At 67.8% G+C, this 12,218-nt stretch carries 15 protein-coding genes; 5 read left to right on the forward strand and 10 right to left on the reverse strand.

The genetic code is table 11. The features are described from left to right. Positions 1 to 23: 23 nt before the first annotated feature. Positions 24 to 440 (reverse strand): hypothetical protein, encoded by a 417-nt coding sequence (locus AACL56_RS24515; protein ID WP_339092395.1) that lies wholly within the window; start codon positions 438 to 440, stop codon positions 24 to 26. Between the two features lie 267 nt (positions 441 to 707). Here AACL56_RS24515 and AACL56_RS24520 point away from each other — a divergent pair, with 267 nt between their 5' ends. The 4 genes from AACL56_RS24520 (at position 708) to AACL56_RS24535 (ending at position 2,794) form a co-directional block, all read left to right on the forward strand. Next, a complete protein-coding gene (locus AACL56_RS24520; RefSeq protein WP_339092396.1) occupies positions 708 to 1,148 on the forward strand; it encodes a JAB domain-containing protein in 441 nt (146 codons plus the stop codon). 2 nt (positions 1,149 to 1,150) lie between these two features. Beyond that, positions 1,151 to 1,609: a hypothetical protein gene (locus AACL56_RS24525; RefSeq protein ID WP_339092398.1), complete on the forward strand. Its 459-nt coding sequence runs from the start codon at positions 1,151 to 1,153 to the stop codon at positions 1,607 to 1,609. A gap of 118 nt (positions 1,610 to 1,727) precedes the next feature. Continuing rightward, positions 1,728 to 2,306, forward strand: coding sequence for a DJ-1/PfpI family protein (locus AACL56_RS24530; RefSeq protein WP_339092399.1), 579 nt, complete (start codon positions 1,728 to 1,730; stop codon positions 2,304 to 2,306). 62 nt (positions 2,307 to 2,368) lie between these two features. Beyond that, the gene (locus AACL56_RS24535) at positions 2,369 to 2,794 is read left to right on the forward strand and encodes a ribbon-helix-helix domain-containing protein (RefSeq protein WP_339092400.1); all 426 of its coding nucleotides are present in this window, start codon (positions 2,369 to 2,371) and stop codon (positions 2,792 to 2,794) included. 5 nt (positions 2,795 to 2,799) lie between these two features. Here the strand turns inward: AACL56_RS24535 and AACL56_RS24540 are convergent, their stop codons facing one another. The 7 genes from AACL56_RS24540 to AACL56_RS24570 all read right to left on the reverse strand — a co-directional run bounded on the left by AACL56_RS24540 (position 2,800) and on the right by AACL56_RS24570 (position 8,747). Continuing rightward, on the reverse strand, positions 2,800 to 3,165 hold the full coding sequence (locus AACL56_RS24540; RefSeq protein ID WP_339092401.1) for an immunity protein Imm33 domain-containing protein: 366 nt from the start codon (positions 3,163 to 3,165) through the stop codon (positions 2,800 to 2,802). Between the two features lie 81 nt (positions 3,166 to 3,246). Next, positions 3,247 to 3,978 carry a hypothetical protein gene (locus tag AACL56_RS24545; RefSeq protein ID WP_339092402.1) on the reverse strand — a complete coding sequence of 244 codons (732 nt, stop codon included), beginning with the start codon at positions 3,976 to 3,978 and terminating at the stop codon, positions 3,247 to 3,249. A 58-nt stretch (positions 3,979 to 4,036) separates the two neighbouring features. Beyond that, complete coding sequence (locus AACL56_RS24550; protein ID WP_339092403.1) at positions 4,037 to 5,038, reverse strand: Bug family tripartite tricarboxylate transporter substrate binding protein; 1,002 nt, start codon at positions 5,036 to 5,038, stop codon at positions 4,037 to 4,039. Between the two features lie 90 nt (positions 5,039 to 5,128). Further along, positions 5,129 to 6,145, reverse strand: coding sequence for a Bug family tripartite tricarboxylate transporter substrate binding protein (locus AACL56_RS24555; RefSeq protein WP_425337043.1), 1,017 nt, complete (start codon positions 6,143 to 6,145; stop codon positions 5,129 to 5,131). Positions 6,146 to 6,155: 10 nt separating this feature from the next. Then, positions 6,156 to 7,361, reverse strand: a complete 1,206-nt coding sequence (gene pcaF / locus AACL56_RS24560; RefSeq protein WP_339092404.1) for a 3-oxoadipyl-CoA thiolase — start codon at positions 7,359 to 7,361, stop codon at positions 6,156 to 6,158. Positions 7,362 to 7,392: 31 nt separating this feature from the next. Further along, positions 7,393 to 8,049, reverse strand: coding sequence for a 3-oxoacid CoA-transferase subunit B (locus tag AACL56_RS24565; RefSeq protein WP_339092405.1), 657 nt, complete (start codon positions 8,047 to 8,049; stop codon positions 7,393 to 7,395). Continuing rightward, a complete protein-coding gene (locus AACL56_RS24570) occupies positions 8,046 to 8,747 on the reverse strand; it encodes a 3-oxoacid CoA-transferase subunit A (RefSeq protein ID WP_339092407.1) in 702 nt (233 codons plus the stop codon). The genes AACL56_RS24565 and AACL56_RS24570 overlap by 4 nt, the downstream gene beginning before the upstream one ends. Before the next feature lie 144 nt (positions 8,748 to 8,891). Here AACL56_RS24570 and AACL56_RS24575 point away from each other — a divergent pair, with 144 nt between their 5' ends. After that, positions 8,892 to 9,689 carry an IclR family transcriptional regulator domain-containing protein gene (locus tag AACL56_RS24575; RefSeq protein ID WP_339092408.1) on the forward strand — a complete coding sequence of 266 codons (798 nt, stop codon included), beginning with the start codon at positions 8,892 to 8,894 and terminating at the stop codon, positions 9,687 to 9,689. Positions 9,690 to 9,987: 298 nt separating this feature from the next. On the opposite strand, the gene AACL56_RS24580 is transcribed toward AACL56_RS24575, so the two are convergent. Further along, positions 9,988 to 10,998, reverse strand: coding sequence for a Bug family tripartite tricarboxylate transporter substrate binding protein (locus AACL56_RS24580; protein ID WP_339092409.1), 1,011 nt, complete (start codon positions 10,996 to 10,998; stop codon positions 9,988 to 9,990). Positions 10,999 to 11,133: 135 nt separating this feature from the next. After that, positions 11,134 to 12,216: a branched-chain amino acid ABC transporter permease gene (locus AACL56_RS24585; protein WP_339092410.1), complete on the reverse strand. Its 1,083-nt coding sequence runs from the start codon at positions 12,214 to 12,216 to the stop codon at positions 11,134 to 11,136. Between the last annotated feature and the right edge of the window lie 2 nt (positions 12,217 to 12,218).

The following is a 12,218-nucleotide window of genomic DNA, read 5'->3' on the forward strand; positions in this document are numbered from 1 at the left end:
GGCCGGCACCGTGCGTCGGTCGCTTACTTGCCTTGTGCGGATTGCAGAACCGGGTTCTGCATCGTCGAGATGACCTTGCTGTTCACGCGCGAGCCGCTGGTCACGTTCTGGTCGGGGGCCGCGGCCGTGGCCATGGCTTCGCGGTAGACCTGCGCGGGGTCGCGCTGCGAGGTGAACGGATCGGCACCGCGCGAGCCGCGGGTCACGTTCTGGTTCGGCGCATGGGCCGTGTCCACGGCCTGCTTGTACATGGCTTCCGGATCGGCGGTCGACGTGAACGGATCGGCACCGCGCGAGCCGCGCGTGACGTTCTGGTTCGGCGCGTGGGCGGCGGCGACGGCTTCGGCTTCGACGGCTTCGCGCGTGCGCTGCTGGGCGCTGGCGGATGCGACGGCCATCACGGCGAATGCGGCAACGAGGGCGAGTTGGGTGGTCTTCATGGTGTTTCTCTGCGAGTTGTTTTGAACGGGGCGGCCCGGGGATACGGGAAAACCCTGCCCAAGGCTATTGCCCGCAAAAGGCAGATCCGTGACGGCCCCGGGCGGCGGCGGGGTTGTCATTCGGGGCGGCGACGCGTTGCGCGGTCTTCTGGTACGGATTTCCCGAATGCGCCCCGGCAGCCATCGCGTCGCTCGCTGCCCGGCGCACGGTGCCGGACAATGCCGCGCACAACCAAACGACGGGCATCGCCCGATGGAGGAAATGCAATGGCTTATCTCAAGGAACTCAAGGTCACGTTCACGCGCAAGCGCGTGGACGACGACCTTCTCAACAGGCCGGTGGAAAGCCCCGAGCAGGTCTACGCGCTCTTCAAGGACATGCATAACGAAACGAAGGAAAAGGTCGTCGTTCTGCACCTGAACCCGCAGCTCGAGATCCTGTCGTATGAAGTGGCCTCCATCGGTTCCGCCAAGGCAACGCTGATGGAACCCGTGGAGCTCTACCGCAACGCGATACTCGCGCGGGCAAGCTCCCTGATCGTGGTGCACAACCACCCTTCCGGCACGTGCAAGCCTTCGCAAGCAGACATCGGCATCGCCATGCGGCTGCATGAGCTTGGTGTCATCCATGGCATGCCGCTGCAGGACTTCATCATCATCGGCGACGACGCCTACAGCAGCTTTCAGGAAGACGGGAGGTTCAGGTAATCATGGGACTGTTCGACTTCCTGAAAAAGAAGCCCGCCATGCCGGCCACGCTCGAAGAAGGCATGGCCTCGCAGGCCAACGACTTCGTCCATGCGTTCTCCCAGCCCGGCGCGCCCATCGACGGCCACAAGCTGGACTACACCGAGGCCTCGCTGGCCCTGGTCGACCGCGTGCTCGACGACTTCTTCAAGCAGCAGGCCCCTCTGCCGGACGACCTGCACTTTCTCGCCTCCGCCTATGTGTTCGAGGTGGCGCGCCGCGAGTTCGGCGGGCGCTACCTGCGTGGCGACGAAGACAACCCCTTCGTGCTCGTCATCGGCCAGGGCGACGCGCAGGTGGGCGTCTGCGTGATGGGCAAGGTGCGCGGGCGCGCAGTGAACGGCCCCGAGGACGACCTGGGCTTCTTCTACGCCGGCATCGGCCCCACAGTGGCGCGCGGCACGAGCGCCACGCTGGTCTGACGCCCGCAGGTAGCAGCCGGCTGCTACCCGCTGCGCCCCGCTCCTTCGAATAATCCGGCGACGGCCGCACGCACCGCCGTGCACCGGATTCCAACCTCGTTCGAAGGAGACAAGACAGATGGCTCGCAAGATCCTCATGCTCTGCGGCGACTACGCCGAAGACTACGAAACCATGGTGCCCTTCCAGACGCTGCTGGCCGTCGGCCACACGGTGCACGCGGTGGCGCCAGACAAGAAGGCCGGCGACTGGGTGCACACCGCCATCCACGACTTCGAGGGCGCGCAGACCTACAGCGAGAAGCCGGGCCACCGCTTCACGCTGAACGCCAACTTCGCCGACGTGAAGCCCGAGGCCTACGACGCACTCGTCATTCCCGGCGGCCGCGCGCCCGAGTACCTGCGCATGCACGGCCGCGTGGTCGAGATCGCGAAGCACTTCCTGGCCACCGACAAGCCGGTGGCGTCCGTGTGCCACGGCGCGCAGCTGCTCGCCGCAACGGGCCTGCTCAAGGGCCGCAAAGTTTCGGCGTACCCGGCCTGCCAGGTCGAGGTGGAACTCGCCGGCGCCGAGTACATGGGCATTCCCGTGGACCAGGCCGTGACCGACCGCAACCTGGTCACCGCGCCCGCCTGGCCCGCGCACCCGGCGTGGCTCTCGCAGTTCCTGGCGGTGCTGGGCACGCGCATCGAACACTGATGCGATTGGGCGGCGCTACAGTGCAGGCGTCGCCCGCCACCCAACCCGAAAGGAGACGGCCCATGTGCGAAGTCTTCATCAGCGCCGACCCGCAGAGCTACGACGCGCGCACGCGCTCCGTGCGGCTGCACGGCGTGGTCACCAGCATCCGGCTCGAGAACCTGTTCTGGCAGGTGCTCGAGGAAATCGCGCAGCGCGACGGCATGGTCGTGGTGCAGCTGATCGAGCGGCTCTACGACGAGCTGGTGGCCGCGCGCGGCGAGGTCGGCAACTTCGCGTCGTTCCTGCGCGTGAGCGCGCTGCGCTACGAGGCGATGCTGGCGCAGGGACGCATTCCGGCGGACACCTCGGTGGCGATCCGCTCGCTCGATGCCAAGGCCGTGCTGCACGCGTTGCCGCAGGGCTGGGGCGCATCCCCTGCGCAGCAGTCCGCCAAGGCGCAGGCCCAGGTTCGCACGCTGCACGTGGCGGCTCGCCGGCACGCCTGAGTGCGTCAGCGCGGCGGCCTGAAGCCGGGCACTTCCTTCCACGATGCGCCGGCGCCGTCGCGCTCCCATGCCGACCCGACGGCATGCCCGGTGATCTCGGCCAGCGTCGGGTCCATCTTCAGGAACGAGTTCAGCGGGCAGATCTTCGGAGGGTTGTCGTCGAGATGCTGCTGGCTCTCCTTGCCGCTGGAGAAGATCCAGCCGGAGTCGTACGGGTTGTTCGGCTTCACCCGGTAGGCGAAGCACACGGGCAGGCGCTGCGGTCCCATGACCTGGTCGGACGCGAGCACCAGCGGAGCGAGCGCGGCGAACTTGTCCTCCCACGGTTCGCTCTTCTTTTCTTCGGTTTTCTTCCTGTTGAATGGCCACATGGCGCACGCGTGCCGACGAAAAAGGCACCCTCCCGGGTACCGAATCTGCCTTGTGTGCTCGCGCCTGGCAAGGCCGCGGTGCTAGACGTCTGCCGCCCGCGCGCGCCGGATCTGCCGCGCGGCCTTTGCGTCCGGCGCCCTGTAGTCCGGCGCCAGGCGGCGCCTGACGGATTTGATGGCGGCGGTTCGCGCGGCATCGACATCGGCGCCGGTCACTTCGAGCGCCTGCAGCCATGCCAGCGCCTTGGCGGTCGGCGCACCGCGAGCCGTCCAGAGGCAAAGGCTGCTCAGAAAAGGCTGGGGCGCAGCGTCGAAGGCAGCGACGACGATGCACAGCAAGTCGTCCATCACTGACTGCTCGACCTTTACGCCGTCATCGAAGCTCAGCAGCAAGTTCAGCGCCGAGAGGGCCCGCCAATCCGGATGCATCGCATCGGATGATTGCCAGGCAGCAGATGCGCAGAAGCCGAGGAGTGCCTGAACGCTCTCGAGCGTCTTCTCTTCTTGCAGGACGGCGATGGCGAAGCCCGACAGCTCCGGGTCGACCAACAGTGGACGCAGCCCGCTGACGCCACGACGCCCGAAAGCCGCGCAGGCCCGCGCCCACGAAGCAAACGGCGCGACGCGCGTGCCGTCTGGCAACAGCCCATTGGCCAACCATCCATGCTGCGCGCAGAGACGATCGATCTCGTCGGCGCCCGCTGCGCCATGGACCCGGACGAAGCGGATCATGTCCTCGACGTTCATCGATCCGCCATAGGCTGGGGGCGCCGGGCCCTTCGCCGCCTTGCGGGCCAGTGCGTTGAGGTTCATTCGAACAACGCGCCGTGCAGCGCGCCCTGCAACGCGCCGTCTCTCGATCGCCCCGCCATCAATCCAGCGACACGTTCGCCTTGCGGATCACATCGGTGAACCGCGCGGTCTCGCTCGCCACGAACTGGTCGAACTGCGGGCGGGTGGTGGGGAACGGCTCGTAGCCGAAGCTCTTGAACTTCTCCAGCACGTCGGGCTCGGAAAGGCCCTTCTCGATGTCGCGCTTGATCTTGTCGGTGACCGATGCGGGCAGGCCCTTGGGCACGGCGATGGCGTTCCAGCCGATGACCTCGAAGCCCTTCGGGCCACCCGATTCGGACACGGTGGGCACGTCGGGGAACGCCGCCACGCGCTGCGGTGCGGCCGCGGCGAGGAAGCGCAGCTTGTTCGCGCGCTGCAGCGGGCCGGCCGTGGCGCTGCTGCCCAGTGCAAAGGCGAGTTCGCCGGTGGCCACCGAGGTGTAGAGCTGCGTGGTTTCCTTGTAGATCACGTGCTCCATCTGCGTGCCGGTGGCCGACTCGAAGAGCTCGGAGCCCAGGTGCACCGGGTTGCCGACCGACCACGAACCGTAGTCGAGCTTGCCGGGGTTGGCCTTGGCGTCGGCGATCAGGTCGCCCACCGTCTTGTACTTGCTGTTGGTCGCGACGGTGAAGAAGAAGTAGGTCTTGAAGAGCGGCAGCAGCGCGTCGAAGTCCTTGGCCGTGTCGTAGGGCAGCTTCTTGAACAGCGCGGGATAGGCGGCCAGGTGCACGTTGTCGAGCACGATGATGTCGTGGCCGTCCCTGGCGCCGCGCTTGAAGGCGTCGATGGCGATGAAGCCGTTGCCGCCCGGACGGTTCTCGACCACCACGGGCTGGCCCCAGGCGCGCGAGAGCTTGTCGGCCACGAGGCGCGCCACGCCGTCGGGGCCGCCGCCCACGGGGAACGGCGTGATGATGCGCACGGGCTTGGTCGGGAAGGCCTGCGCCTGTGCCGATGCGGTGGCGGGCACCAGCGCGGCGGTGGCCAGTGCGAGCGCGGCCAGGCCGACGCCGCGGCGCGTTGCTTTCGTCTTGTTCATCCTCTGATCCTCTTCTTTCGGTTCTTGGGTTCTCGAACTCTCCCGGTCCGCGCGACGTGCTCTCTGGCACCTCTTCGGCGGATGTCGCGGCTACTCCACCACCGCGCCGGAACTCTTCACGATCGCCGCCCACTTCGCGCTCTCCCGCGAAATGAGTGCGGCATATTCGGCCGGCCCGCCCAGCAGGGGCACGGCGCCCTCGACGTCCAGGCGCGACTGGAATTCCTTCTCGCCCGCCACCTTCAGCATCTGCGCCGCGAGCTCGTTGACGAACGCAGCGGGCGTGCCGCGCGGCGCGAGGATGCCGTAGGTGAGCGTGCTCTCGAAATCGGCGAGCGCGGGCAGGCCCGACTCCATCACGGTCGGCACGTCGGGCAGTGAAGGCAGGCGCTTCGCGCTGGTGACGGCAATGGCGCGCAGCCGGCCGCCTTTCACCAGGGCGAGCGCGGGCGGAATGACGCTGAACATCATCTGCACCTGGCCTCCGGCAAGGTCGGTCAGCGCGGGATTGGTGCCCTTGTAGGGAATGTGCGTGAGCCTGGTGCCGGTGCGCTCGGCGAAGAACTCGCCGCTCAGGTGGCCGCCGGTGCCGCTTCCGCTCGATGCGTAGTCGATGGCGCCGGGGCGTGACCTGGCCTCGCTCACCAGATCGGCGATGGTCCGGACCTTCGAACCCGCGGGCACCACCAGCACCAGCGCCGACGACGCGAACATGGCCACGGGCGCGAGGTCCTTGCGGGGATCGAACTTCAGGCCCTTGTAGAGCGCAGGGTTGATCGACACGGTGCCGGTGTGGCCCAGCAGCAAGGTGCTGCCGTCGGCGGGGGTGCGCACCACTTCGCCGGTGCCCAGGTTGCCGCCGGCACCGGGCTTGTTGTCGACGACGACGGCCTGCTTGCGAAGCTCGCCGAGGCCCTTGGCCATCTGGCGCGCGAAGACGTCGTTGCCGCCGCCGGGAGCGAAGGGAACGACGATACGGATGGGTCTGGAGGCATCCCCTTGCGGCACCTGCGCAAAGGCCGGCAGGGCCGCTGCGGACAGCAGGCCCAGCAGCATCTCGCGCCGGGTGGTTGAAGGAGCAACGACTCGGCGCGAGGTGGAAGTCATGACCTGCGTGTCAGACGCGTTCCAGGATCACCGCGATGCCCTGGCCCACGCCGATGCACATGGTGCACAGCGCATAGCGGCCGCCGCCCTTGTGCAGTTGGTTGACGGCGGTGGTGGCCAGGCGCGCACCGCTGGCACCCAGCGGATGGCCCAGCGCAATGGCGCCGCCGTTGATGTTCACGCGGGCGTCGTCGTCCTTCAGGCCCAGCATGCGCAGCACGGCGAGGCCTTGGGCGGCGAAGGCTTCGTTCAGCTCGATGACGTCGATCTGGTCGAGCTTCAGGCCGGTGAGCGCGAGCACCTTCTGCGTGGCCGGTGCGGGGCCGATGCCCATCACGCGCGGCGCGACGCCGGCGGTGGCCATGCCGACGACGCGGGCGCGCGGCGTGAGGCCGTGCTTCGCGGCGCTGGCTTCGTCGGCCAGCAGCAGCGCGCAGGCGCCGTCGTTCACGCCGCTGGCATTGCCGGCGGTGACGGTGCCGTCGGGACGCACCACGCCCTTGAGCCTGGCGAGCGATTCGAGGCTGGTTTCGCGCGGATGCTCATCCTTGTTGACGATGATCGCGTCGCCCTTCTTCTGCGGCACGGTCACGGGCACGATCTCGGTGTCGAAGAAGCCCGACTTCTGCGAGGCCACGGCGCGCAGTTGCGAGTTGAGGGCCATCAGGTCCTGCGCCTCGCGCTCGATCTTGTAGTCGGTGGCCACGTTCTCTGCCGTCTCGGGCATGGAGTCGACGCCGTACTGCGCCTTCATCAGCTTGTTGACGAAGCGCCAGCCGATGGTGGTGTCGTACACCGCGTTGTTGCGGCTGAAGGCGCTCTCCGCCTTGGGCATGACGAAAGGCGCGCGGCTCATGCTCTCGACGCCGCCGGCGATCATGAGGCCGGCTTCACCGGCACGGATGGCGCGTGCGGCGGTGCCCACGGCGTCCAGGCCCGAGCCGCACAGGCGGTTGATGGTGGCGCCGCCCAACTCGATCGGCAGGCCGGCCAGCAGCGCGGACATGCGCGCCACGTTGCGGTTGTCTTCGCCGGCCTGGTTGGCGCAGCCGTAGAGCACGTCGCTCACGGCCTGCCAGTCGACGTTCTTGTTGCGTTCCATCAGCGCGCGCAGCGGCACGGCACCCAGGTCGTCGGTGCGCACGCTGCTGAGCGAGCCGCCGTAGCGGCCGAAGGGGGTGCGAACGGCGTCGCAGATGAAGGCTTGGTTGGTCATGTGTGGTGTCTCTCGGTTCGATGGAACGGGGTCAGGCAGCAGCGATCGGCAGGCCGACCAGCTTCTCGAGTTCTTCGCGGCTCAGGCCGTCGACCAGGTCGACGAGCTTCAGGCCCTGCGGCGTGCATTCGATGGTGGCGAGGTCGGAGTACACGCGCTTGACGCAGGCGATGCCGGTCAGCGGGTACGTGCATTCCTTCACCAGCTTGCTCACGCCCTGCTTGGTCAGCAGGTCCATCATGACCCAGGTCTGCTTGGCGCCGATGGCGAGGTCCATGGCACCGCCGACGGCGGGAATGGCGTCCTTCTCGCCGGTGTGCCAGTTGGCGAGGTCGCCGGTGGCCGACACCTGGAACGCGCCGAGCACGCAGATGTCGAGGTGGCCGCCGCGCATCATCGCGAAGCTGTCGGAGTGGTGGAAGAACGAGCCGCCCGGCAGCAGCGTGACGGGCTGCTTGCCGGCGTTGATGAGGTCGTAGTCTTCCTCACCGGCCTCGGGCGCAGGACCCATGCCGAGGATGCCGTTCTCGCTCTGCAGGATCACCTCGCGACCCTTGGGTAGGTGGTTGGCCACCAGCGTGGGCTGGCCGATGCCGAGGTTGACGACGGCGCCGTCGAAGATGTCCTGCGCGACGCGGGCGGCGAGCTGGTCCTTGGTGCGACGTGTGTAGGTGGTGCTCATGGTCATGCTGCCTTCTTGAAACCGCCGGCCTGCGTGGCGACGCGTTCGATGCGCACCACCTGGTGCACGAAGATGCCCGGGGTCACGATGGTCTCGGGGTCGAGGGTGCCGAGCTCGGCGATGTCGTGCACGGTGGCCACCGTCTTCTTCGCGGCCATGGCCATCACCGGGCCGAAGTTGCGCGCGGCCTTGCGGTAGACCAGGTTGCCCCAGCGGTCGCCGCGCTCGGCCTTGATGAGCGCCACGTCGCCGTGGATGGGGTACTCCAGCACGTACTGCTTGCCGTCGATCTCGCGCGTTTCGCGGTTGCCGGCCAGCTGCGTGCCGTAGCCCGTGGGGCAGAAGAAGGCGCCGATGCCGGCGCCGGCGGCGCGGATGCGCTCGGCGAGGTTGCCCTGCGGCACCAGTTCGAGCTCGAGCTTGCCGCTGCGGTAGAGCCCGTCGAACACCTGGCTGTCGGCCTGGCGCGGAAAGCTGCAGATGATCTTGCGCACACGGCCCGCCTTCAGCAGCGCCGCGAGGCCGGTCTCGCCGTTGCCTGCGTTGTTGTTGACGACGGTGAGGTCCTTGGCGCCCTGCTCGACGAGGCCGTCGATGAGTTCGTTGGGAATGCCGGCGGTGCCGAAGCCGCCGATGAGAACCGTGGCGCCGTCCTGGATGCCTGAAAGTGCATCCGCGACCGAGCGCGCGATCTTGTTGATCATGAAGCTTGTCTCCGGGTGAGAGGGAAAAGGAAGCCGCGGAAGAAGAACAACCCGACCTGCGATCCGACCGATTCTGCGAATCGCCAAATTGTTCGTCTAAAGAACATTTGTTCGTATAATGAATTCTAAAGAGGATCGCTCACCATGGCAACCCACTCGGCACAACCCGATACATCCACCCCTTCCCCCGCGCCCGGCGACAGCTACGTGCAGTCGTTCGCGCGCGGCCTGCAGGTGATCCGTTCGTTCAGCGCCAACGCGCCGCACCAGACGCTCAGCGAGGTGGCCGCCGGCAGCGGGCTCACGCGCGCCGGCGCGCGCCGCATCCTGCTCACGCTGCAGACGCTGGGTTACGTGGTGACCGACGGCAAGCTCTTCACGCTCACGCCGCGCATCCTCGACCTGGGCTTTGCGTACCTCTCGTCCATGCCCATCTGGAACCGTGCCGAGCCGGTGATGGAGGCGCTGGTGCAGCAGGTGCAGGAGTCATGCTCGGCCGCCGTGCTGGACGCGACCGACATCGTCTACGTGCTGCGCGTGCCCACTCAGAAGATCATGCGCATGAGCCTGGGCGTGGGCTCTCGCCTGCCGGCGTATTGCACCTCGCTGGGCCGGCTGCTGCTGGCCGACCTCGACGACGACGAAGTGCGCGCGCGGCTCGAGGCCTCGAACATCGAGGCCATGACCAAGCACACCGTGACCGACGTCGACGCCCTCATGGCCAAGGTCGCGCAGGCGCGCAAGCAGCAGTGGTGCCTGGTGAACCAGGAACTCGAAGAAGGCCTCATCTCCGTGGCCGCGCCCATCGTCAACAAGCAGGGCCGCATGGTGGCCGCGCTCAACATCAGCGGCCAGGCCAACCGCACCAGCGCGAAGGTGATGCAGGAGACCATGCTGCCCGCACTGGTGAGCGCGGCGCAGCGGGTGTCGCAGCTGCTCTAGGCCCAGCCCTGGCCAGGAGCACCGCGGACCCGGCTTTGCCGGGCCTCCGGTGTTGCCCCCGTTAGGGAGAAGGGGAAGGAGAAGCGGACACGAACTGCCGCGAAGCCTGGGGGCAAGTCCAGAAACACCGAGGAACCGGCTCTGCCGGGCCTCCGGTGTTGCCCCCGGTAGGGGGGAAGGAGAAGCGACACGAAGTGCGCGAAGCCTGGGGGCGAGCCAAGAAACACCGGGCCGCAGGTCTTTCCCCCGGTAGGGGGAAGGAGAAGCGACACGAAGTGCGCGAAGCCTGGGGGCGAGCCTACCCTTCGGAGTGGATGCCCTTCATGATGATCACGCCGCCCAGGCGCGTGGTGTCAGCGCGCATGCGCTTGGCCAGCGTGTCGGGCGAACCGGGCTGCGCCTGCCAGCCGGTCTTGAGCAGAGCCTGCGCGACATCGGGCGTGCTGATCACTTCCACCAGCGCGGCATTGAGCCTGGCGATGGCCGCGGGCTTCATGCCGGCGGGCGCGGCCAGCGCGGTCCAGATCTCGAGGTCGGCGCCGCGCACGTCGGCGTCGCGGATGGTGGGCAGTTCGCCGGCCAACGGGCTGCGCTCGGGCGAGGTCACGCCGATGGCCTTGATCTTCCCCGACTTGATGTGCGGCAGCGCAAGGCCCGGTGGCAGCAGTGCCAGCTGGATCTCGTTGGCTAGCAGGCCCGCGATGACCTGCGGGTTGCCCGTGTAGGGCTTGTGCTGCGCGGTGATGGCCGCGCGGCTCTTGATGAGTTCCATGCCCAGATGGCCCACCGTGCCCACGCCCGGCGTGCCGTACTTTCCGCCGCTCCCGAGGTTGCGCACCCACAGCAGCTGGTCGGCCGAGGTCTTGCCGGTGGCGTTGCCCGACACCGCGAACACCAGCGGCGCGGTGCCGATGAGGCCGACGGGCGCGAAGTCCTTCTCGGGATCGAAGGGCAGCGCGGGGTTGAGCAGCTTGGCGATGGTGAGGTTGCCGTTGATCAGCGCACCGATCGTGTGGTCGTCGGTGGCCTTGGCCACCAGGTCGGCCACGGTGTTGCCGCTGGCGCCGGGCTTGTTCTCGACCACCACCGGCTGGCGCAGGATCTTCGACAGCGGTTCGGCGATCGCGCGGGTCGCGAGGTCGGGCGAGGCGCCCGCCGGAAAGCCCACGAGGATGCGCACGGGCTTGGTCGGCCAGGCGGCTTCGCTTGCTGCGGGAGCGGTACGTTGGGCCCACGAAGCCTTCGCGAGGACAGAAGCGGCAACGGCTGCTGCGCCGCCTTCGAGCAAGCGGCGTTTGGTGATCGTCAAGTTGACTCCAGAGAGTGAAAGACCGGGAAATGCGGGGCGATGGCTGAACGCGAGCTGACGCCGCACTTACAACACGTTACATGATGAGCCACTCTTGCGCAAGTCCGAAAGGTCATTTGCGCATGGCTTTCAACGTCAACGGCCGTCCATCGACGGCGGTCTGGTGGCCGCATGCAACAGCTTGCGCTGCGTGGGAAACAACGACCAGCCCCAGCGCTGCTGCGCGAAGCCCCACAGCCCCTGCTTGAAGAACAGCGTGACGACGATCGCCAGCAACCCGAGCCCCATCAGGTACCAGGTGCCGTAGTCGCTCAGGAACCTGTTGAGCGCCCAGAAGATGAGCGCGCCCACCAGCGGCCCCTCGATGCGGCCGATGCCGCCGATCACCACCATGAAGATGGCGAAGGCCGTCCAGTTGACGCTGAAGGCCGCGTCGGGACTGATGCGCAGGTTGCCCACGAAGTACAGCGCGCCCGCGAGGCCCGCACCGAAGGCCGCGACCACGTAGACCGCCAGCTTCATGCGCGCGACCGGAATGCCCTGCGACTCGGCGGCCACTTCGTTGTCGCGGATGGCCAGCAGCGCCAGGCCGCGCTTGCTGCGCAGGAACAGGTACACCAGCGCGACGGCAGCCACCACGCAGGCCAGCGCCATCCAGTAGGTGGTGCTCTCGCGCGTGGCCTTGTCGATGCCGCGCAGCGCAGTGAGCGTGGTGCCCGAGCCGCCGCCCACCGCCGACATGTTGGCGAAGCTCAGCCGGAACACCTCGGCGATGACCCACGTGCCTATGGCGAAGTAGCCGCCAGAGAGCCTGAAGGCCACGAACGACACCGGGATCGCGACCAGCCCTGCGGCGAGCGCCCCCAGCGGGATCGCCACGAACGGGTTGACGCCCGCGAAGTTGCCGAGCATCAGCATCGCGTAGCCGCCGAAGCCGAAGAAGGCCTGCTGCCCGATGCTCACCATGCCGCCGTAGCCCGCGAGCAGGTTCCACATCATCGCGAAGATGAAGTAGCAGGCGATCTCGACGAACTCGCGCATCCAGCTCGACTCGCCCCAGAAGGGCAGGCTGGCGGCGACCAGCACCAGGGCCACGCCGATGCACAGCGCGGCGCGGCTCGCGGCGGTGGCGCGCTCGACCTCGAAGGGCGCTGCAAGCGGCGCGTTGCCGGAACCAACGAGGCCCAGGGCCGGCGCGGATTTCAATGCGGTGTTCATGC

It is taken from the genome of Variovorax paradoxus (assembly GCF_902712855.1).
Classification (GTDB): Bacteria; Pseudomonadota; Gammaproteobacteria; order Burkholderiales; family Burkholderiaceae_C; genus Variovorax; species Variovorax paradoxus_Q.